Source organism: Thermaerobacter composti, assembly GCF_033582035.1.
Taxonomy (GTDB): Bacteria; Bacillota; Sulfobacillia; order Thermaerobacterales; family Thermaerobacteraceae; genus Thermaerobacter; species Thermaerobacter composti.
Genome location: NZ_CP132508.1, coordinates 2681654 through 2702022, shown reverse-complemented (window position 1 = coordinate 2702022; position 20369 = coordinate 2681654). Strand labels below are relative to the sequence as shown.

The following is a 20369-nucleotide window of genomic DNA, read 5'->3' as shown; positions in this document are numbered from 1 at the left end:
GATCCCCACGGGCGGGGCGGACCGAGACGCCGTCCTGGTCCGGACGGGTTGGGACCGCCTCCTCGCGGACCCGCCCGTCGGGGTTGCAGGGAACCACGGCGGGACCCGGGTCGGACCGAGGTGCTGCCAGGGGGGTATTCAGGCCGGGCCGTAACGGGCCGCCGCGGATACCCGGATCGGACCGAGGTGCCGCCAGGGACGTTGGGGGGCCGGCGCCCGGGTGCGGTCGAGCCGGCGCCCGGGCGCGAGTGGATCCGGACGGACGGCGTGCCGGACGGACGGCGTGGGGTGCGGTCCGGACGAGGCTCGGCGGGACCCCGGGGCCCGGATGCGAGCCGACCCGGCCAGGACGCTGGGGCGCGGTCCGGACGAGGCTCGGTGGGACCTCGGGGACCCGGATGCGTTCGACGGTCGACGCGCCCGGGACGGGGTTGGGCGCAGTTTGCAGGGGGTTCGCCGGAGCCCGGGGCCCAAGCACGCGCGCCGGCGGCACCCCGCCCGGGGTGCCGCCGGCGCCGGGGGAGCGCACCTGCCGCGGCCTCGCCGCCGGGCCGCGTTCGTCCGACGCGCAGGCAGGCCGGGGAGCTGCGCCGTCCGCTCCCGCCGTCACTCCATCGGATGGCTGAAGTGCATCTCCACGTGCTCGATGGCGTCGCCGTCCAGCACGAAGTGGGCGGCCGGCCCGGTGATGCGGATGACGCGGTTCTGCAAGTCGAACTCCGTATCGCCCAGGTGCAGCTCGAACTTGCGCCCCGAGGCCAGGGTGACGATCAGCTCTCCCCAGCGCTCCAGCTCGGCCTTGACCTGTTCCATCCGCATGCCCTCCACCTCCTCGGGGTTTGATGCGGTGCGGGCCGCCGCCGGCACGGACGCGGCTGGGGCCGCGCCGAGGCCGGGCACCCCGGCATCCGCGGGCACGGCCGGTGCGGCGTCCCCTCCGTCGGCCCCCGCCGCCGCGCAGACGCGGTGGACGCTGCGGGCCGCCGGCCCCTGCGGCCCGGGGCTGCGCCCGGCCATGGTAAAGGATAACATGCGAGCCCGCGGCGGTCGAAGCGGGCGGCTGCGCCAGGTCGTACCGGTGGCGCTCGCGGCGCCGGGCCGCGGGGGCACGTTCTGCGCCCCTCCACGCGATGGGCGCGGGGCGGAGCCGATGGCCGTCGCCGAGGGCGCACGGGACGATGGCGTTCCTTCCCAGGCCATGACAGACTCCCTCCGCTGGGTGCTCGCCTATAGCAATTCCTTGGCCACCGACGGCCATTCGTGGGCCGATGGGCAGGCGTCCCCTCAGGGGCGGATGCCAAGGCGTTCCCTCGGGGGCGGTTGCGAAGGCGTTCCCTCGTGGGCCCATGCGCCGCACGCCGCTCGGCGACGGATGGGCACGCGTTCCAAGAGCGGGCTGGGGCGGCTTGCGGTCCTGGGGCCCGGCCTGGGTCCCCGCGGGGACGATGAAGGTCGCCATGCGCAGGCCCGTTGCTGCTCCATGGCAGGCCCGCAGCGGCGCCTGTGGGCAGGCCCGTAGCGGCGCGCTGCGGGCGGTCCGCAGCGGCGCGTGTGGGCGGGTCCGTAGCGGCGCGGTGGGGGTCCGCCCGCAGCGGTGGGGTGCGCTGCCCCGTCACCGCGCACGACGAAGGCCTGTCGCTGCACCGTGCACAGGCTCTCGCCGCGCGGTGCGCAGGCCCGACGCTGCGCCGCCCGCAGCCCCGTCCCTGCGCCCATCGCGGGCCCTCTGATGCGCAAAGCGCGGGTCCCTGCCGCGCCGCCGCGCGGCAGGGACCCGCGCCCTGGGCCGTCGCCAGCCGCCGTCCTCTCCCGGACCGGGTCCGGGGCCCCGGACCCGGTCCGGAGTGTGGCCCCAAGGGGAATCGAACCCCTACCTCGGGCTTGAAAGGCCCGCGTCTTAACCACTCGACCATGGGGCCCCGTCCTTCACCCTCGGACCCGCTACCCTCCGCATTATACCGGCCGTCCCCCGGCCCGACAAGGAAAGGGCTGCGAGAGACTGCATCAAGCTTCGGTAGGTGGATCCCCCCGACCCATGTTCCGGTCACGCCACAGAAAGGCCGGCCAGATGCCGCAGCGCCTTCACCCACTCGCGGTCCGCATGGGGTCCGTAGAGCGCCGGGATCCGCACCCGCAGCCACTGGGCGACATCCTCCACGTCGCTCCGGCTCAGGCGCTGCCCGAACAGCCGGCCTTGCGGGGTCGGGGCCACCGGTGGCGCCTGGCGGCGCTGCCAGACCGGACGCGCGTAGCGATCGAGCTCCCCGTTCGCTCGAGCCGCCAACAGCCGGGCCAGGTGCCGAGCCCCTCGCTCGCTCCACGCGGCCCCGCGCCGCTTCATTCGCCGGGCCAGCACGTGGTAGTTCTCCGCCTCGATCGCACCGAGCCGCCGCGCGTTCGCGTCGGCCACGATGCCGTCCCAGTGGTTCTTCAAGTACTGTTTCAGTTCTTGGACGCGGTCGCGCGCTTCACCCCGCGCCCGCCGGCGAGCCGCATCCAGGATCGTCTCCACCTCGCGCCACGGCTTCCCCTCGGCCAGGGCCGCCGCCAGCTGCCGGTGGGCTTCCGCGTCGTGCTGCAGTCCCCGCCGCATGGCCCGTTTCAGGTGGAACGGATCGAGGCGATACGAAGCCTGTGGGAGGTACTCAAGGGCCTTGCGGATCCACGGCGCCCCGTCCCCACCCACCGTGCACTGTTCCACCCGGGCCCAGTCCCACTCCGCCGCAAAGGCCGCCAGCGCCTCCTCGATGGACGCCGTCCCTTCGCCCACGGCCACGTGCACCCGCCGGTTCTTCAGCACCGTCCGCCCCCGCGCGTCCGTCGCCTTGCCCTCATACGCCAGCGCATGCATCAGCGCAATCCGCTCTTTCTGCCCATCCGGCCCGCGCCGCCGGCCCCGCACCAACAGCTCGTCAAACTCCAAGTCGACGGCGGCCGCCGGCCGGCTCCCGGGCGGGATCTCGCCCCGCTCAAACACCGCCTCCCGCTGCGCCTTCGCCGCTTCGTCCGCTCGGGCCCCGGCCGCCTGCACATCCGCCCACAAGGCCATGGCGCTCAGCCGCACGGCCCCGCAGCTCACCCGCTCCAGCCAGTCCGCTGCCGCCGCAAACGGCACTTGGGTGCACAGCTGAATCCCGAACTCCTGCACCAGCGGCGAGTATCGCTGCCGCGGCGCCAGCCCGAGCACTTCATCCAGCAAGAACCGCCGTGCGCCGCTCGGCCGCTCCTGGTAATACCGTCGTTCCCACTGGATCTCACCCACCCACGTGATCAGGCTCCGCGGTTGCTGATTGACGCACTTCAGTTGCCGCCGGTCCCGCTGCTCCATCAGCTGCCGGTCCAGCGCCTCCAAAGCCGTGACCAACAGTTGCCGCGCGGCCTCCTGCGCCCCTCGGACCACGGCCACCTCCAGCGCTCGAAAGTCCGGAGCCTCCCACAGGGCCTTTTCCACAACCCGAGCAAGCTGCAGGGTGATCTCCCCGATGCGGCGAATCACGTCCTTCATGGAGAGGCCTCACCTCCATCCTTGGCCAGAAGGATCGGCTGTCCCGTTTGGGACAACCTGGTGAGGTCTCTCCTTCGCTTTTCCCCCACCAGCACCTACCGAAACTTTAGACAGTCCTGCGAGAGGGCTGCAGGCGCGCCGGCGCCTTCGTCCGCGACCCGGTCTACTGAGCCACCACGGCGCCCTCACGCGCCTCCCCATCCCGGCGCGGAACGAAGCCGTGGACCGCCACTCCTCGGACGAACCCATGGGCTGCCGTTCCTCCAACCCGCCCCTGGGTCGCCGCGCCTCGCCGGCTTGCCGCAGCCGGATCGAAGCAAGCCGACGAGCCGCAGCCGGATCCCGGCTGCCCGCCGAGCGCTGCGCGGCCACAGGCTGGCTGCGCGGCCACGGGCTGTGGGAAGGGCCATGGGCTCTCGGATCGGCATCCCGGGCTCTCGGGTCGCACCTTCGCCGGCGCCACGGGCTGGCGGATGCGCGCTGTTGACGCGAGGTGCGGGGAGCCGGCACGTCGGCACCAAGACCGTACGAACAGCAGAGCCGTTCGGAGCGCGGTGAGCCACAGGGAAGCGGGGCGAGCCCCAAGGGGCCGGGGACCGGACCCCTACCACGGTCTGCACCGGATCCCCGGAGAAGCCACCGGCAGCACCGGCTTCCCCCAGCGGACCGCCATCGCCGGCACCCGATCCTCGAAGCACCCGATGAAGGAGCCGATCGTCGGCATCGGATCCGACGGATCCCCGAACCGGGACCTGCACCGGACCTCCGGGGGTCCCGGCGGCGAGGGGCCGTGCAGGACCCCTCGCCCGCCGCCGATCACCCGATCCTCTCGTTCCGACGCGCGCGAACCCCGGGCGCCTGGTGGGATTCGAACCCACAACCCACGCCTTATGAGGGCGCTGCTCTGACCGTTGAGCTACAGGCGCGCGCTGGCAACGGGGCCGACCGTGCCGCGGCCGGTGAGGCGATGGCCGGGGCGCCGTCCCCGCTCGTGCCCCGTCGTGCAAGGTCAAGCCGATGATCCCGTCGTGCAGGCCGATTATACCACAGGCGGTGGCACGTCACGGACGGTGTCCGCCGCGCCGCGGCCTCCCGCCCGCCGACCCGGGCATCGACCATGCGAGGGCGCGTCCGCCCAGATCCAACCGCCTCGCACCGGCCCCACCGCCTCGAGGCGGGGCACCTGCCGGTGCAGCCCGCCGCGGGCCGTCATAGCCTCCAGGTTAGGGGCCTCGCAACCGGTGGGGTCGACGAAGCGGCTCTGGGTGAGCCTGCGCCCTCGCGCCCGCTGGTTCCTCCGCTGGACGAACCGGCCCACGCCGCCAGGGCGACCCAGGCCTCGATGGCTGACGTCACCACCACGGCCTGGATCCACCACGGCCTGGATCAGGTCCGCGTCGGTGATGCGCGCTCGCCCGCTGCGAGGAAGGCGGTGGTCCCGACCATCCCATCCGCCCGCGGGCCCGCGCATCCTCCGCCGGGGGCAGGGGCCGGCGCGTGGGGGTCCCCGGGTCATCCGCCGCCGCCGGCGGATGGCGGCGGTCGACCCGCGCGCACCGTGCGGCGGTGGCAACGGGCAGGCCACGGCATCCCGGCATACGATGGCCCCACGATGGCGCGGAGCCGGCGACGCCACCCGCCGCTCCGCGCAGCGATCGGGTGACCAAGGGGGACGGCGATGCCCAAGGTCTTCCTGGACCCCGGCCACGGCGGGCGGGATCCCGGCGCCCTCGGCCACGGACTCGTCGAGAAGGACCTCAACCTCGCCATCGCGCTGGCGGTGCGGCGTCACCTGGTGCGCCACGGGTTGACGGTGCGGATGTCGCGCACCACGGACCGGACCGTACCCCTGCGCGCGCGGACGGACCAGGCCAATGCATGGGGCGCCCACGCCTTCGTCTCCATCCACTGCAACGCCCACACCGAGCCGTCGGCTCGGGGATTCGAGGTCTGGCACTCCGTCCTCCCGACGTCGCCGGGGCGGATCCTGGCCCGCTACCTGGTCCAGTGGCTCGACCGCCTGACCCCCCTCGCCAATCGCGGCGCGCGCTCCCGGGCCGGGCGGGGCGGTCGCGACTACTATCACGTCATCCGCGAGACCCGCATGCCCGCGGTGATCGTGGAGTGCGGGTTCCTCACGAATCCGGACGACGCCCGCTACCTGGGCTCGGCAGCCGGGCAGGCCCAGGTGGCGGAGGCCATCGCCCGCGGGATCCTCCAGTTCTTTGGACGCCAGTGGCTGTCACCCCATGTGGCGCGCCGGCAGTCGCCGGCGCCCAGCGATCGCGCCTCCTCCGCACCGGCGCCGTCGCGATCGTCGGCGGGGGTGTGGTACCGGGTCGTGATCGGGTCCTTCCGCGACCGGTCCTATGCGGAGCGCTTGGCCCGCCGGGCGCGGGAGGCCGGTTTCGACCCCTGGATCGACCGCGTGCACCTGTGAGCCAGCCCGACCCCGCAGGGGAGGGGCGGCCGGATCCAGAAGCCCGGCCCATGGATGCGGCCGTCCCCACCGCGCCCGGTGGCCTGGGAGCGGCCCGTGGGACCGATCCCCCATGCGTTTCCCTGGCGGGCGCCCGGCGCCGGCCCTCTCCCGGCCACGGCCCCGTGCAGGGGATCGGGCGCCTTCGACAGAATCCCCGCCTGGGACGAACCGGCCCGGCCGATGGCGAACCGGGTCGCCTGGGGGCGGACCCCGTGGCAGCGAACCCCGGCATCCGCCATGTCGCCGGTCGGGGCGGAGACGTCCGGCCGCGCCCCGGCGCTGTCCCGGCGCGGCTGCTGCGACGGAGGACGGGGACCACCGTGACGGCAGGACGGGACGGATGCCCCCGGACGTCGGGGGGCCGCGACGGCATGCTGGACGAACCGGCGGTCTTCGCGCGCCTGCGCAGCCTGGTGCGCAAGGGGCAGGTGCGTCTGCGGCTGGACCGCGGCGGCGTGGTCAACCTGTACCTCCAGCGGGCCCAGGTGGAGTCGGCCCTCTACCTCGGGCTCCTGGCGCGGGCGTACGCCCGGTTGCTGGCGGGGGTGCTGACCGGCCTGGGCGCCGCGTTCCTCCTGACCGGCCGACCCTGGGCGTGGGCGGGACTCGCCGTCGCCGGCGCCCTGGTCGTCGGGGCGGGCGCGGTGGTGGCCCGGTGGCGGCAGGAGCGGCGCTGGATGGCCGAAGTCCACCGCAGGCTGCTGAACGACCCGGTGTTCTTCGCCCAGGCTTACGAGGACGGCCTCTTCACCCTCCAACGGGGACGGCGCACGTGTCGTTACCCGCGCCCGTGGCAGGCGATCCTGGGCGTCGACGATCCTCGAGCCGGCGAGCCGGCCCCGCATGTGGTGGTCCGCCCTGGGCCGCACGGGGAGGCGGCAGGGGCCGGCGGTGCGCGGCAGGCGGCGGAGCCCGTGACCGGTCTCCTCGCCGCGGCGGGGTCTTCATCCGGCAGGGTGGGTCCGGTTCATTCGCGTCGGCCCTCCGGGGCCGAGAGGACCTCCACACCGGGCTGGGGCGCGTTGCCCCACCGCGAGGCCAGCTCCGCGAGTCCCCCCGGGTAGACGGCGGGCAGATCCTGGTGCAGGATCTGGCGCAGCAAGGTGCGGACGGTGCCGTACTGTGCGGCCAGGAGGACCAGGGTGCGCCCCAGGTAGGTTGTCCCGGCACTCCGGTGTTGGGCGGCGTGCTCGTAGAACCGCCGCCCCTCCCGCTCCAGCTCCTCTTCGCGGTACGGCAGGGATTGCCCCGCTCCACCCGGTCGAGCGTCCCTGCGGTCTCCCTCCGCCCCCTCCGCCTTGCGCGGTTCGCAGGACCCCGTGGCCGACGCGGCCGCGGACCGCGCTCCTTCCTCGGGGGCCGGCGCCGCTTCAACGGGCTCCACCGCGACCGATGACAGGAACAGGGTCAGGTCGCCGAGCCGGCGATAGATGGAGAGGCGTTCCGGCTCGGCGGCCAAGAGGGCGACCTTGTTGAGGCTGGCGAGGTCGACCTCGGCGAGGGGGAGGCGGAAATGGCGCCCGCCGAGGGTGAAGGCGGCCATGCCGGGCGGCGTGTAGGCGAAGCAGGCCAGCAGCTCGGCGAGGTAGTGGACGGTCCACGGGGAATCCAGCAGGCCCTCCCGCTGACCGCGGGCGGCCGGAGCGTCGCCGGCCTCGTCGCCGCCCCGCTCGCGCCCCGCCAGCCAATGGGCATCGGGCCGGGCCGGTTCCGCCCCGCTCGGTGCGGCGGCCTGCGCGGCATGGCCGCGGGGATCGCCCCGGGACGGGTTCGTGCCCTCCGTCCCGGCGGACCGCGCCGACCCCTGCACCCGGCTGCGCTCCTCGGCCCGACGCCGGTAGAGCAGCACGGAGAACAGCAGGTAGGGACTGAGGTCGCGCGCCGCATCGCCCTGGCGCAGGGCCTGGTGGGTCCGGCGGTCCTCCAGGGCTCGCTGGATCGCCTCGCCGCCGTCCCGCAGGAGTCGCGCGATGCGATCCCGGGCGTCGCTGCGCGGGGAGACGGCCGCCGCGAGGAACGCGAAGTCGGCGTCGGTGAGGTGTTCGAGCGGGAGCAGGTTGGCGGGCACCGCCGATCCCTCCTACCCTATTTTAATCCAGCCGTAGCGGCCGTTGCCACCGGGCGCACCGGGATGCGGAGGTCGTAGCCGCCGTGGATCGGATTTTCGTAACGCAAGCCCTTCTGATCGATGTCATCCGTCTGATCCAGGAGGTCCAGGGGGCGGGCGGCGCGACCCGGCCGGAGGGCAGACCCTCCCCCGGCCGAGGTCAGCCGGCCGCCGGTCGGGGGGATCCGGCGGCGAAGGTGCCGTCCACCGCGCCCGCGGCGACGCCGGCTGCGACCGGGGCCGCGGGGGCGAGCCGGCCGGTCCCGGCGGCCGACGCCCTGCCGACACCGGCCAAGAACGCCGCAGCAGCTCCTCGGCTGCCGTCGCCCCCGGCCCTGGCGGCACCCGAACCGCCAGTCCCCAGAGCGTGGGGTCCCCCGGCGGGGTCGCCCAGGGCTCGCCCCGCCGTCCCGCCACCGGCCGTTCCCGCCGCACCCGCGCCGGAGACCGTCGGCTCACCGGCGCCGGTGGCGCCCGGCGCGCCGGGCCTGCGCGCCGGGGCCACGGCGCCGCCCGCGGCATCGCCGTCGACCGCCATTGGGCTCGGTCCCCCGGCACCGGCGGCCGTGGGTCCCCCCGGGGTGCACCCGGCGGAGGCGGCTCCGCCTCCGCCGTCCCCGTCGGTGCCCGTCGCCCTCCGTCCCCTGGATCCGCCGGCTGGGGCGCCAGCCGGCCCTTCGCGTCCGGCGTCGGACGCGCCGCCCCCCTCCGCGGGGACGCCTGCCACCCCGGCAGGGGAGCCGGTTCCTCCGGGGCTGTCGGCAGCCGGGGCGCCGGCTCCATGGTCGGCACGGGTTGGCGGGGACTCGGTCCCTGCCAGCCTGCCGACCCCGTCCGGGCGGGGGGATATGGGCGATTCGCCGGGCGACCGCCGCCTCCCTGCTGCTCCCTCCCAGGCGGGCGGCGATGCGGGCGCACCGGCGCCCACGACGGCGTCCGCGGCCGCGGGCCGGACCTGGACCGCGGCCGCGGACGCGGTGCGCCCGGCCGACGGCCAAGGGGGTCGGGCCGGGACGGGCGGTGGGCGGCCCCAGCCCTGGGCCGTCCAGATCGGCTGGGAGCTGCCCCACGCGGGATCCTGGCAGGTCCGGGTCGCCGGTGTGGGCCGCCGGGTGTTCCTCCACCTGGTGGTGGACGCGCCGGCGGCCACGCGTCTGGAGGATCGCGGCTGGGACGAGGCGGCCCTGCGGCGGCTCCTGGAGGCGTGGGGCCTCGAGCCGGCAGGGGTCTCGGTGCGGGCCGTCGTCCCGCCCACGGTCGCAGGGACGCCCGCCGACCCGGGGCGACCCTAGCCCCTCGGGGTTGCGGCAAGTGCGACGTGGATCCGCCGCGGATCGCCGGCAGGGCGGGGAGGGGACGGGACGCCAGGTCCCCGGCGGCGCGAGGCCATCATCCCCTGGGGCGCTCCGGCCCACCGACGGCCCGACGGGGGTGCGGAGCCGGGCCTGCGCCGGCGGGGAGAGGCTCGCGGGGTGGCCCCCTCACGGCTCGCGGGCGGGGAGAGGCCCACGGCGCGGCCCCCTCATGGGCTCGCCAGCCGACGGCGACCGTTCCGGGCCCCTCGCTTGGAAAGGGCCCCGGCCCCTTGCCTGGGAGGGGCGCCTGGATTACGTTGAGCCCGACGAGCCGTCCTCGGGAACCGCTCGGGAACCGGCTCGGGAGCCGGTGCAGGCGGAACCGGCCGCGGGCGGGAGACGCGCCCGACGCCGGCGGCATGAGGTGAGACGGTGACGGCCGACGCACCCCAGCAGCCTCCGGACCCCGTCGCCCGCCACCCGGCAGGGGGGCCTGGCCGGTCGGCCGCGGACCGCGCCCGGCGGGGCGATGCGGGGGCGAACCATGGCGCGGGCCGGGCTCCCGCGGCGGGTGGCGCCGGCCCCGGGGGCCGGCACCGCCGGTGGCGGGCCGCGGCGGCCTTGCGGTATGCACCGGCCGAGGACGCCGCGCCGCGGGTCGTCGCTGCCGGCTTCGGGGCCATGGCGGAGGCGATCCTGCGACGCGCCCGCGAGGCCGGGGTGCCCCTGGTGCGGTCGCCGCTGGCGCCCATCCTCGCCCGCGTGCCGCCCGGCCAGGCGATCCCGCCGGCGCTGTACGAGGTGGTCGCCCGGATCATGGCGCTGGCCCTCGAGGTCGACCGCCAGCTGGCGGAGAGCCGCGGCCTCGCCGAGCGATGGGGCCTCACCTCCGAATCGGCCGCCCCGGCTGCGCCCCCGGCGGCCGTGCCCCCGTCGCGGGCCCCGGCCCAGGACGGGCCGCGGCCGCCGGCCCGGTTGACCGCCCCGGGGCCCGGCGGCGGGGCCGGGGCAGGGAGCGTCGGCGGCGCCGCGCCGGCCGGCACGGTCCGGGCTGTTCCGGATCCGGAGGGCGGGCCCCCCCGGGGCAGACGGTGAGGAAGGGGGAGCGGCGGTGATCCAGCCCGTGCGCTACGAGGGAGGCGTGCTCCACCTCCTGGACCAGCGCCGGTTGCCCGCCGAGGAGCGCTGGGTGGCCTGTTCGTCCGTCGAGGAGGTCGCCCGCGCCATCGAGGCGATGGTGGTCCGCGGGGCGCCGGCCATCGGCATCGCCGCGGCGTATGGCGTGGCCCTGGCGGCGGTCCGGGCGGCAGCGGGTGCAGCATCGGCGGGGTCGGACGGGCCGCGGGCGGACGAACCCGGCCAGGACGGGCGGGACCGGCAGGGGGCCGCATCGAGCGGGGACCCAGGGACCACCGCCGGCACCGTGGCCGAGGCCGTCGACGCCGCCGTCCGCCGACTGGCGGCGACCCGCCCGACCGCGGTCAACCTGCACTGGGCCCTGAGGCGGATGGCGGACCGGTCCCGCGAGCTTGCGGCCCGCGGCGCTGCCCCCCGGGCGGTGGCGGCGGCTCTCGAGGCCGAGGCCCGGTCCATCCAGGAGGAAGACCTGGCCATGTGCCTGCGCATGGCCGAACACGGCGCGGCCTTGTTGCCCGCGGGGGCGCGGGTCCTGACCCACTGCAACACCGGCGCCTTGGCCACGGGCGGACACGGGACGGCCCTGGGCGTCATCCGCACCGCCTGGCGGCAGGGGCGCCTTCGCCACGTGTGGGTCGACGAGACGCGGCCGCTGCTGCAGGGAGCCCGCCTGACCGCCTGGGAACTGGAGCGGGAGGGTATCCCCCACACCCTGATCGTCGACGGGGCGGCGGCCGCGGTGATGGGCGCCGGCCAGGTGGACGCGGTGCTGGTCGGGGCCGACCGGATCGCCGCCAACGGCGACACGGCCAACAAGATCGGCACCTACATGCTGGCCGTGCTGGCCCGCCATCACGGCATCCCCTTCTACGTGGTGGCGCCGTGGTCGACCGTCGACCCGACCCTGCCCTCCGGCGACGCCATCCCCATCGAGCAGCGCGGCGCCGACGAGGTCCGGGCCCTGGGAGGGGTGCGCTGGGCGCCCGCGGGGACCGCCGTCTACAACCCGGCCTTCGACGTGACGCCGGCGGCGCTGATCACCGCCATCGTCACCGATCGCGGCGTGCTGCGTCCGCCCTACCGGGAGGCCATCGCGGAGCGGGCTGCGGCTCCGGCGGCGGAGGGCACGGGTCCGAACCGGGCCGCCCCACCGGCCGGCGGGTCGTGAGCGCCGGCGCTCACGACCCGCCGGCCGGGCGCAGGGGCGCGACCTCGAGGCCTCGCCGCGGTCGACGTCGGGATCGGAGACCCCGCTGGGGTGCGGTGGCGGCGACGGACCGCGGCGACCGCAGGCGGGGCTCTGGTGGGCCGGGAAGTTTGCGCCGATGGCCGGGTCGCGCCAAGTACCGGGTGCCGCCGGATGCCGGCAGCCGCCCATGGGCCCAGCGGACCGGGGTGTCGGCCGCCGCCCATGGGCCCACGGGCCCAGCGGACCGGGGCACAGGCCGCCGCCCCTGCGTCCCCGTCGCCGGGCCGCCGGCCTGCGTCTCCGTCGCCGGGCCGCCGGCCGGCGCCCCGGCGTCACGGGCGGCCGGTCTGGCGGGGCCGGCCGCCGTCGGCGGCCGCTGGGGCATCCGGGCCCGCGGGAGCCGCCGGGGCCCACAGGCCGCTGGCGACACCCGCCAGGGCCAGCAGGCCGGTCAGCAGGTTGATCCCCATGGAGAGGCCGTGCAAGGCGCCGAAGGCGTCCGTCCCCCGGGCGGCGTGGGCCGCGGGCAGCACCAGCTCGCGGTTCACGGTCACCAGCACCAGGGCCGCCACCGCCAGCGCCAGACGGCGGCCGGTCCCGGAGAGGCGCGGCCGGATCGGGGCTGCCGGCGCCCCGGGGTCGGGGGCTTCGGCGGCCTCCGGGCCGGCGGCCGGGCCGGAGGCCGCCCGCCCGCCGGGCGGCCGCTCGCGCGGGCCGGTTCCTCCGCGGGACTGGGGCGGCGGGGTGGAGCCCATGCGGCGGCTCCGGAGCTCCAGGAGTGCTGCCAGCGTGGCCGCCAGGGCCAGCACCTCCCCCAGCCGGAAGTACCCCGGGAAGAGGGCCGCGACGATGCGGCCGAACTCCGCCGGGAAGGCGCGGGTCAAGGTCGGGGTCAGGATGCCCGTGTAATAGCCCATGATGCCGAACCAGGCGGCCATCAGCAGCACGTACAGGTTGCGCCACGCGGTGGCCATGACGGGACCTCCTCACCTGCCCGCGTCGGCCGTCCGGTCCCCGGCCCGTCGTCGGCCGTCCGTGGGGCGGGCCCTGCCCCGATTCCCTCGCCGTTCCCCGCACCCGCCGCCCCCTGCCGTCCCCCTCGCCGTGGCCCCGCCGCTCCAACGCCCGGCCGGGCCCCCGGACCTCCGAGGGGCGGGCCCTCTCCGAGGGGGTCAGGCCGGTGCGTCCCCCGTTCCGCGGGCCACCTGCCCATGCCGCCGGCCGACCGCCTCCCGATCCCGCAAGCCCGCACCGTCGGCCCCGTGGGTGCGACGGGGCCGGTCGCGGTGGGACCCGCTCCGGTCGGCCCGGTCACGGCGCGGGATAGGCGACGCCGACCAGGACGGCGCTGATCAGGGCGAGGACGAAGGGAGCCGCCGGCCGGCCCTCGGCCCGTCGCCCTGCGGCGACGCCCATGTGGGCGAGGACGGCCGCCGCTAGCATCAACACGGGGTGGCGCCAGCTCACGGTGGCCGTCCCCACCGTGGCCAGCAGGGCGATGCCCAGCAGCGCTTGCAGGTCGAAGAGCCCGATGGTCAGGCCCCCCAGCATCCGGGCGGCCGGAAGATCGCGGCCGGCCAGCATGCGATAGCCGGTCCAGACCACCCGCAGCACGGCGAAGGCGAAGACGATCGGCCCGAGGAAGCCGTGGATGAAGGCGACGGTGGACATGCCGGGTTCCTCCTCCTGGGACGGGTTCCTCCTCCTGACACGCCATCGGGACCGGGGTCGGACGTCCGTCCGATCCCGGCCCTGCGATGCCCGTCCCATGACGCCCCCATCGTAACCGCCCTGCCCCCGCGAGGGAAACCGGGCAGGGTCCCGATTCGGCGCAGGCCGCCCCCTGGCAGCCCCATCCCGGGAGGTCGACGCGGATCGAGGGAAGAACTCCGATCGAGCGAAGGACACCACGAGGAGCCCACGAAGGGCTCCGCGGCGACCGTCGCTCGGACTCGGGGATGGCCGGTGGGATGCACCGGCACGAAGAACCCTACGGAGAACGCCGCTTGGTCTCGCGGGGACGGCCGGTGGCGTGCGGCGGACGAGGAACGCCATGGAGGCCGCCGGTCGGACTCGCCAGGGTAGCGGATGGGGTTCGCCGGCCCTCCCGCGGGATCCGCGGGGTGGGCCCGGTCCCGGCGGGCCGCCCGACGGAACCGGAGCCCACAAGAACCGGCGCCCGTGGGGAGGGCCGCGGCGACGACGCAGCCGGGAGGGGGTCGTTGGATGGACCGGAGGCACGAGCGGGACGCGGTCCTCCCGGGGGCGGGTTCGTCCGCCGGCAGCGAGGCCGGGCGGGGTGGCGACCCCGCGGCGATCCAGGCGTTCTTCGGCCGGCACGCCGAGGCGTACCGACGCAGCCCGGGGCACCGGGCCGGGGCCGACCTCCACGCCCTCGTGGAGGCCCTGGATCCCCGCCCCGACCAGCGGCTGCTGGACGTGGCGACGGCCACCGGCCACACGGCGCTGACCTTCGCACCCCGGGTGAAGGAGGTCACGGGAGTGGACCTGACGCCGGCGATGGCGGAGGCCTTCGCCCGGGAGGCGGCGGAGCGGGGCGTCGACAACGCCCGCTTCGTGGTGGGCGACGTCCACGCCCTGCCCTTCCCGGCGGCGTCCTTCGATCTGGTGACCTGCCGCCGCGCCGCCCACCACTTCCGCGACGTCCCCCTGGCCCTGGCCGAGATGGCACGGGTGCTCCGTCCCGGCGGGCGTCTCGGGGTGGTCGACATGACGCCGCCCCCGCTTCCGGCGGCCGCTGCCCTCTTCAACGACCTGGAGCGCCTCCGCGACCCATCCCACGCCTGCGCCCACCCGCCCGGGCGGTGGGCGGCGATGGTGGAGGAGGCCGAATTGGAGCTGGAGCGCCTCGTGGTCCTGGACGACCCGCAACCGCTGGAGCACTGGCTGGCGCCGGTCCCTCCGACGGCGGAGCTCCTGGGCCGGCTCGAGGTGCGATGGAATCAGGACGAACCCGCCGTCCGGGCACGGGTCGTGGCGAAGGGCCCCGCGGGCTGGGTGTTCCGCAAGCGACGGGTCCTGCTGGTGGCGCGAAAGCCCTGACGGGCTCTGGCGGCTCGCGCGGGCAGAGGCCCTCCCCGCCCGGTGGCGTGCGTGGCCGCGCCCTCCGGTGGTCCGAGCCTTTGCGGTCCTTATCCCGGAGGCGGTCTACCGCGAGGCCGTGGTGGAGGGGAAGGCGCACGGCTACGAGGATGCGCTGGTGCTGGAGAGGAACGTCCAGGCGCGGCGCATTCGCGTCGTGAACGCGGGCGACGAGCCCCTCGGTGCCGAGGCCGTACTCCCGGATCGCAACCGGAGGGGCCACGGCACCTCCACCGGCCCCGGGGGCAGGCTCCCAGGCGCTCCTTCACCATGACCACGCCCCGGTTGGAGACGAAGCGGCGGGAACGCGCGGACTGATCGACGAGCGGTGCGCCCAGCGCTGGAGGTCCTCAGTACATGGACCGCACCTCGACGCGGCCCTCGTCGTCGTAGATGTAGAGCACACCCTCCTTCTCGTCGCGGGTCCGGCGATGGGAGCCGTCGCAGAACGGCTTGTTCTTCGAGAGGCCGCAGGCGCAGATCCAGATGCTCTTCTCGGCACCCTCGGGACGCACCTCGTACGGACGATTGCGATCGTGGCGGACCAGCCGGCTCATGTCGGAGCTCCCTCCCCTTGGCAGCGTGGTTCCCCTCTTCCAGGGTCGGCCCTCTGCCTTCCAGTGTTCACGGCCGCCGCGGGTGCGTCAACGCGGTGGCCGGCGGCGGTGCAGCCATCGGCGGCGGGCGGCGGGCCGCGTTCGTCACCGGTCCCGGGCCTCCGGGAACGGGCCCTCGGGCAAGGGGGCGGGATCACCGCGGGCGCGCCTCGCCCCGGTGGGGGCGGAGCCGGACGGAGCCAGGCCCAGGCCAGGGCGCCGGCCAGGGCGCGGTCGCGGTCATGGCCCATCGCCCCGTCCCGCTGCGGTCCACGGGGCGCAGCCGGCCGCGTCGGGGAGCCTGGCGACGGTCCGGGTCGCAGGTCCCTCGCCAGGCCCCGCAAGGCTTCGAGGGGTGGACGGGGATATGCCCCGGGTGGCCCGTGCACGTTAGCGTCGGAGGTGACGCCATGGCCACCGACTGGGCCCTCTTGCGGGAGCTGACCGAGGCGCCGGGGGTCTCCGGCTACGAGGCTCCGGTGCGGGAGGTGCTGACCCGGTACCTGGGTGCGCTGGCGGCGCGGATCGGGACGGACAACCTGGGGTCGCTCATCGCCGAGCGGCCCGGGGCGGCCGCCCGGCCGCGGGTCATGCTGGCCGCCCACATGGACGAGATCGGCTTCATGGTCAGCCACGTCGACGACGGCGGGTTCGTCCGGTTCCAGCCCATCGGCGGCTGGTGGAGCCAGGTCATGCTCGCCCAGCGGGTGCGGATCCACACGGCCCGGGGGCCGGTGACCGGCATCATCGGCGCCAAGCCGCCCCACATCCTCCCGGCGGACGAACGCAGCCGGCCCGTGGACCTGCGGGACATGTTCATCGACGTGGGGGCCGCCAGCCGCCAGGAGGCGGAGGCCCTGGGCATCCGGCCGGGCGATCCGGTGGTGCCGGCCAGCCCCTTCGAGCCGCTGGGCCCGCCCGGGGCCTTCCTGGCCAAGGCGTGGGACGACCGGGCCGGGTGCGCGATCCTGGTGGAGGTCCTGCGACGGCTGGCCACGGTCCAGCACCCCAACACCGTCTATGCCGTGGCGACCGTCCAGGAAGAGGTGGGCCTGCGGGGGGCCACCACCAGCGTCCGGGCGGTGGCGCCCGACGTGGCGTTGGTGGTCGACACCACCGTGGCCACCGACACGCCGGGCATCGACCGTCATCGGCTGCCGGCCTCCTGCCGCATGGGGGGCGGGCCCGCCGTCTCGCTCTACGACGCCAGCATGATCCCGCACCTGCGGCTGCGGGACCTGGTGGTCGACACCGCGCGGGACCACGGCATCCCCATCCAGTTCGACGTCATGCCGGGCGGCGGCACCGACGCGGGCAAGATCCACACGGCCTCCACCGGCGTACCGACCCTGTCCATCGGCATCCCGGTGCGGTACATCCACAGTCACGGGTCGATCCTGCGGCTGTCGGACCTCGAGCAGGCAGTCCGGCTGATCGTCGCGGTGATCCAGCGGCTCGACGCCGCCACCGTCGAGTCGCTGAAGGCGATGGCGCCGGCCCGGGCGGTGGCCGGCACCCCCAGCGCCGGATCGATCCCCTGGGTGGCGCCATGGGGCATGGGCGCGGTACCTGGAGCCCCGACCCCCGGGATGGGGCCGACCCCGGCCCTGGCACCGGGATTGGCGTTGGCGCCGGCGGCAGACCCCTGGGCCGATGGTGCGGGAGCCGGCGGCCCCGGCGGGACGACGGCCGCGGCATGGGGCCCGGGACCCGACGGCCGGGACCTCGGGGCGGTGGCGCCACCCCGGTAGCGGACCCCCCAGGGGCCGGCCGCTGCGCGGACGTCGGCGGGGAGAGCGAGCCGGCGGGGGGCACGTGGGGGCGCCCGCCCCGTGCCGGGGCCTGCGATGCGGGGCACGGTTGGGTGTCCTGCGATGCGGGCGGCGGAACGACGCGATGGCGGGTACGCGGGCCGGAGGGGAGCGGGATCCTGCGGGACGGACCGGCCGTCGGCAGGTGCCGGGCCGGTTCGTCCCGTCGGCGTTGTGCGGCGATGGGCAGGAGGAGGCCGCGGGCGCCCAGAGGCACGCCCGGACGAGGCCGGCCGAGGGGGCAGGAGGATTTGCCCAGCGGTTGGAAGAACAGGCCAAAGCGGCCGGTCTCGGTGCGGTGACGGACCCTCCGGGGCCGGGCGGCGGCCCCGCCGCTCCGGGGTGGTGCGGGTCGGCCGGGTGGGCGGGCCGCCAGGGGGTGCGGGCCGGGGGTGGGTGGGGTGGGTGGGGTGAATCAACAGAGGCTCGGAAGCCCGCCTCGTGGGGGATGGGGTTGGAGACGGCCCGCTGGCGCCCTGCTCGTGTGGGCCGCCTTGCTGCTTGCCGGCTGTCTGGGACAGGCGGCCGTGATCGGTGGTCGGGGCGGCGGCACGTTGCCGGCCGACGTCTACCCACCCTCCGTGCCGGCTCGCCACGAGGGGTTCTTCCTCGCGGCGGCGTGTCCAAATCCGAAGGGTCTCGAGCGTCCCCCATCCGTCGAGGCCGAGGAACTGCTGCGGGTCCTTGAGCAGCACACGGCCGCCGTGCGGAGGGGCTGAGAACAGCTAACGCGCTGCTTAACGTCATCAAATCTTCGCATTCCCTCCCCTCTGCTCCTCGGTCGCCCTTTAACACGGAACATATGTTCTGGTATGCTGTCCTTGGATGATTTTGGGGGGCCTGCCCGTGCGTGTGTTGCAGGCGTACCGCTTCGCCCTCGACCCCACACCCCGCCAGGCACGGGCGCTGGCCTCCCACGTAGGCGCCCGCCGCTTCGCCTTCAACTGGGGTCTGGCTCTGGTGAAGGAGCGCCTGGAAGCCCGCGCCCGGGGCGAGGATGTCGAGGTGCCCTGGACCCTCCCCGCCTTGCGACGGGAGTGGAACCGGCAAAAGCACCGCGTCGCCCCCTGGTGGCGGGAGAACTCGAAGGAAGCCTATTCCTCCGGTCTGGACGGACTCGCCCGGGCCCTGCAGAACTGGTCGAAGAGCCGCCAGGGCGAACGCAAGGGCCGCCGGGTTGGATTCCCGCGTTTTCGGAAGAAGGGCCGTGGCCGGGAGTCGGTGCGGTTCACCACCGGCGCGATCCGGGTGGACGACAAGAGCCACGTCGTGCTGCCCCGGGTCGGGCGGGTGAAGACCCACGAGCGGACTACGGCCCTGCTCCGGCGCATCGAAGCGGGAACGGCCCGCATTCTGTCCGCCACGGTGTCACGGGAAGGGGGCCGGTGGTTCGTCAGCTTTACCTGCGAAGTAGAGCGGCAGCCAGACCGGCCCCGGTTCCCCTGGAAGATCGTTGGCGTCGATGCGGGCGTCCAGCACCTGGCGGTCCTTTCGACGGGCGAGAAGTGGCTGAACCCCCGGTCCCTTGAAAAGGCGCTCCGAAAGATCGCCCGGTGGAACCGCGCCCTGGCTCGCCGCCAGAGGGGCAGCCGGGGGTGGCAAAAGGCCCGCCGCCGGCTGGCCCGGCTCCATGCGCGGGCCCGGAACCTCCGCCAGGATACCCTTCACAAGCTGACTCACCACCTGGCGAGCACCTACGGCGTGGTGGTGGTTGAGCAGCTGCACGTGGCGGGCATGCTGAAGAACCGGCGGCTGGCCCGGGTGCTGGCCGATGCGGCCCTGGCGGAGATCCGCCGCCAGCTCCGCTACAAGTGTCCCTGGCACGGGGCGGTCCTGGTCGAAGCGCCGCTGTTCTATCCCAGCAGCAAGCGTTGCTCGCGGTGTGGCGCGGTCAAGCCGTCGCTGCCGCTTTCGCAGCGCGTTTTCCGCTGTGAGGAATGCGGGCTCGTGCTCGACCGGGACGAAAACGCAGCGCGGAATCTCGCGGCCCTGGCGGCCGCCGTCGCCGGGAGTGGCCCGGAGACGGAAAACGCCCGTGGACGGGATGGAAGACCTGCCGCAAGGCAGGCGATCCCGGAGGAAGCGGGAAGCCGGCACCGGCGCATGGCCGGGTAAGACCGGCACCGCCGATCCGCAAGGATCGGCTGCCTGAAACAGATGACGATGTTTCAGGTAACGGCGACTTCGCGGCGGCGAAGAGGACCACCGATCCCGCCTACTGGCCCATCCTGGACCAACAGGAGGCGACACGCCCGTCCCCTCCCGCCGAGGCTCCGGGCGGGGCGGAGGACGCCGGCGAGAACGGGACCGGCGCGATCGCCCCGGCGAGCCGGTCGCCCCACGCGGATCTGATCGGCAACAACTGCGGATCTGAGGTGCTGGCGTCCACGTGGTGGGTGGAGGTTTTGCCCGGCGGCGCCCGAACCGCTGGGGACGCGCCGTCGCTGGTGGGCAACTTCTATCTTGTCCGGCGACAGGGTCATTGGTTGATCTGGGCCGCCGACTAGGCATCCCACCCTGAAGACCCCTGAAGACGGAGGACGCCCGGCGGGCAGCTGATCCCCACCCTGATCCTGGCGGCGCTCGTCCTCATGCTCCTGGGTCTCGCCCTGCCGATCACGGCCTCCTACATCGTCGCGGCGGTGACGGTGGCGCCGGCGTTGGTCCAGGTGGGGCTGCCGGAGCCGGCGGCCCACATGTTCACCTTCTACTACGCGGTGCTCTCCGAGGTGTCGCCGCCGACGGCGCTGTCGTGCTTCGCCGTCTCCGCCATCACCGGGGGCAACCCCTTCCGGACGATGTGGCTGACGTGGCGTTACGCGTTGCCGGCCTTCCTCGTGCCGTTCCTCTTCACCCTGAGTCCGACGGGGGTGAACCTGTTGTGGGACGGGCCCTGGCCGGGGGTGCTCCTGGCGTCGGTCACGGCCGTGGCGGGGCTGGCGGCGCTGGTGGCGGGCGTGGCCGGCTGGGTGCGGGGTCCGGCGCGCTGGCCCGAGCGGCTGCTGCTGGTCGGGGGCGGCCTGGCCCTGATGTACCCCGGCTCCCGCGGCGACCTTACGGGACTGCTGCTGGCGGCGGCGGGGCTGGTCGCACACCTGGCGGCCCGGCGGCCTCGGGCGCCGGCGCCCTCGGCGTAGGCGAGCCC

Annotated in this window: 17 protein-coding genes and 2 tRNA genes; 11 read left to right on the top strand and 8 right to left on the bottom strand. The window is 75.4% G+C overall.

Annotated features, from left to right (window positions below):
• Window positions 1-606 precede the first annotated feature (606 nt).
• From Q5761_RS10950 to Q5761_RS10935, 4 genes are all read right to left on the bottom strand, one after another.
• Window positions 607-819 carry a hypothetical protein gene (locus tag Q5761_RS10950; RefSeq protein ID WP_135224396.1) on the bottom strand — a complete coding sequence of 71 codons (213 nt, stop codon included), beginning with the start codon at window positions 817-819 and terminating at the stop codon, window positions 607-609.
• Between the two features lie 1028 nt (window positions 820-1847).
• Window positions 1848-1919, bottom strand: a tRNA-Glu gene (locus Q5761_RS10945).
• Window positions 1920-2044: 125 nt separating this feature from the next.
• On the bottom strand, window positions 2045-3505 hold the full coding sequence (locus Q5761_RS10940) for an ISLre2 family transposase (protein ID WP_135224670.1): 1461 nt from the start codon (window positions 3503-3505) through the stop codon (window positions 2045-2047).
• A gap of 853 nt (window positions 3506-4358) precedes the next feature.
• A tRNA-Ile gene (locus Q5761_RS10935) sits at window positions 4359-4431 on the bottom strand.
• A 752-nt stretch (window positions 4432-5183) separates the two neighbouring features.
• On the opposite strand from Q5761_RS10935, the gene Q5761_RS10930 reads away from it, so the two are divergent.
• Complete coding sequence (locus Q5761_RS10930) at window positions 5184-5945, top strand: N-acetylmuramoyl-L-alanine amidase (RefSeq protein WP_135224394.1); 762 nt, start codon at window positions 5184-5186, stop codon at window positions 5943-5945.
• A 362-nt stretch (window positions 5946-6307) separates the two neighbouring features.
• Window positions 6308-7051, top strand: coding sequence for a hypothetical protein (locus tag Q5761_RS10925; protein WP_135224393.1), 744 nt, complete (start codon window positions 6308-6310; stop codon window positions 7049-7051).
• Here the strand turns inward: Q5761_RS10925 and Q5761_RS10920 are convergent.
• Complete coding sequence (locus tag Q5761_RS10920) at window positions 6955-8055, bottom strand: hypothetical protein (protein WP_135224392.1); 1101 nt, start codon at window positions 8053-8055, stop codon at window positions 6955-6957. The genes Q5761_RS10925 and Q5761_RS10920 overlap by 97 nt on opposite strands.
• Before the next feature lie 887 nt (window positions 8056-8942).
• Here Q5761_RS10920 and Q5761_RS10915 point away from each other — a divergent pair.
• The 3 genes from Q5761_RS10915 (at window position 8943) to mtnA (ending at window position 11694) form a co-directional block, all read left to right on the top strand.
• Window positions 8943-9386 carry a hypothetical protein gene (locus tag Q5761_RS10915; RefSeq protein WP_318750622.1) on the top strand — a complete coding sequence of 148 codons (444 nt, stop codon included), beginning with the start codon at window positions 8943-8945 and terminating at the stop codon, window positions 9384-9386.
• 435 nt (window positions 9387-9821) lie between these two features.
• Window positions 9822-10484: an EscU/YscU/HrcU family type III secretion system export apparatus switch protein gene (locus tag Q5761_RS10910; RefSeq protein WP_243123630.1), complete on the top strand. Its 663-nt coding sequence runs from the start codon at window positions 9822-9824 to the stop codon at window positions 10482-10484.
• Window positions 10485-10500: 16 nt separating this feature from the next.
• Complete coding sequence (gene mtnA / locus Q5761_RS10905; RefSeq protein WP_135224390.1) at window positions 10501-11694, top strand: S-methyl-5-thioribose-1-phosphate isomerase; 1194 nt, start codon at window positions 10501-10503, stop codon at window positions 11692-11694.
• 353 nt (window positions 11695-12047) lie between these two features.
• Here mtnA and Q5761_RS10900 read toward each other — a convergent pair whose 3' ends face one another.
• Together Q5761_RS10900 and Q5761_RS10895 are read right to left on the bottom strand one after the other, a co-directional pair.
• Complete coding sequence (locus tag Q5761_RS10900; RefSeq protein WP_135224389.1) at window positions 12048-12689, bottom strand: DUF4149 domain-containing protein; 642 nt, start codon at window positions 12687-12689, stop codon at window positions 12048-12050.
• 337 nt (window positions 12690-13026) lie between these two features.
• Complete coding sequence (locus Q5761_RS10895; RefSeq protein ID WP_135224388.1) at window positions 13027-13386, bottom strand: hypothetical protein; 360 nt, start codon at window positions 13384-13386, stop codon at window positions 13027-13029.
• Between the two features lie 555 nt (window positions 13387-13941).
• Here Q5761_RS10895 and Q5761_RS10890 point away from each other — a divergent pair.
• Together Q5761_RS10890 and Q5761_RS10885 are read left to right on the top strand one after the other, a co-directional pair.
• Window positions 13942-14778, top strand: a complete 837-nt coding sequence (locus Q5761_RS10890) for a class I SAM-dependent methyltransferase (protein ID WP_318750621.1) — start codon at window positions 13942-13944, stop codon at window positions 14776-14778.
• Window positions 14779-14845: 67 nt separating this feature from the next.
• Window positions 14846-15091 (top strand): hypothetical protein, encoded by a 246-nt coding sequence (locus tag Q5761_RS10885; protein WP_135224386.1) that lies wholly within the window; start codon window positions 14846-14848, stop codon window positions 15089-15091.
• Between the two features lie 76 nt (window positions 15092-15167).
• Here the strand turns inward: Q5761_RS10885 and Q5761_RS10880 are convergent, their stop codons facing one another.
• Window positions 15168-15374 (bottom strand): CDGSH iron-sulfur domain-containing protein, encoded by a 207-nt coding sequence (locus Q5761_RS10880; protein WP_135224385.1) that lies wholly within the window; start codon window positions 15372-15374, stop codon window positions 15168-15170.
• 449 nt (window positions 15375-15823) lie between these two features.
• On the opposite strand from Q5761_RS10880, the gene Q5761_RS10875 reads away from it, so the two are divergent.
• The 4 genes from Q5761_RS10875 (at window position 15824) to Q5761_RS10860 (ending at window position 20361) form a co-directional block, all read left to right on the top strand.
• Window positions 15824-17164: a M42 family metallopeptidase gene (locus Q5761_RS10875; RefSeq protein WP_318750620.1), complete on the top strand. Its 1341-nt coding sequence runs from the start codon at window positions 15824-15826 to the stop codon at window positions 17162-17164.
• Between the two features lie 587 nt (window positions 17165-17751).
• Window positions 17752-17943 (top strand): hypothetical protein, encoded by a 192-nt coding sequence (locus Q5761_RS10870; protein ID WP_318750619.1) that lies wholly within the window; start codon window positions 17752-17754, stop codon window positions 17941-17943.
• Between the two features lie 127 nt (window positions 17944-18070).
• Entirely contained in the window at window positions 18071-19339 is a 1269-nt protein-coding gene (tnpB, locus tag Q5761_RS10865; RefSeq protein WP_318750618.1) for an IS607 family element RNA-guided endonuclease TnpB, read from the top strand.
• A 440-nt stretch (window positions 19340-19779) separates the two neighbouring features.
• On the top strand, window positions 19780-20361 hold the full coding sequence (locus Q5761_RS10860) for a TRAP transporter large permease subunit (RefSeq protein WP_318751651.1): 582 nt from the start codon (window positions 19780-19782) through the stop codon (window positions 20359-20361).
• Window positions 20362-20369: the final 8 nt, after the last annotated feature.

Bases quoted from the DNA above. Each gene is read 5' to 3' on its own strand.
- Q5761_RS10950 (WP_135224396.1), bottom strand. From the start codon at position 819: ATGCGGATGGAACAGGTCAAGGCCGAGCTGGAGCGCTGGGGAGAGCTG.
- Q5761_RS10940 (WP_135224670.1), bottom strand. From the start codon at position 3,505: ATGAAGGACGTGATTCGCCGCATCGGGGAGATCACCCTGCAGCTTGCT.
- Q5761_RS10930 (WP_135224394.1), top strand. From the start codon at position 5,184: ATGCCCAAGGTCTTCCTGGACCCCGGCCACGGCGGGCGGGATCCCGGC.
- Q5761_RS10915 (WP_318750622.1), top strand. From the start codon at position 8,943: ATGGGCGATTCGCCGGGCGACCGCCGCCTCCCTGCTGCTCCCTCCCAG.
- Q5761_RS10900 (WP_135224389.1), bottom strand. From the start codon at position 12,689: ATGGCCACCGCGTGGCGCAACCTGTACGTGCTGCTGATGGCCGCCTGG.
- Q5761_RS10895 (WP_135224388.1), bottom strand. From the start codon at position 13,386: ATGTCCACCGTCGCCTTCATCCACGGCTTCCTCGGGCCGATCGTCTTC.
- Q5761_RS10890 (WP_318750621.1), top strand. From the start codon at position 13,942: ATGGACCGGAGGCACGAGCGGGACGCGGTCCTCCCGGGGGCGGGTTCG.
- Q5761_RS10880 (WP_135224385.1), bottom strand. From the start codon at position 15,374: ATGAGCCGGCTGGTCCGCCACGATCGCAATCGTCCGTACGAGGTGCGT.
- Q5761_RS10875 (WP_318750620.1), top strand. From the start codon at position 15,824: ATGGCCACCGACTGGGCCCTCTTGCGGGAGCTGACCGAGGCGCCGGGG.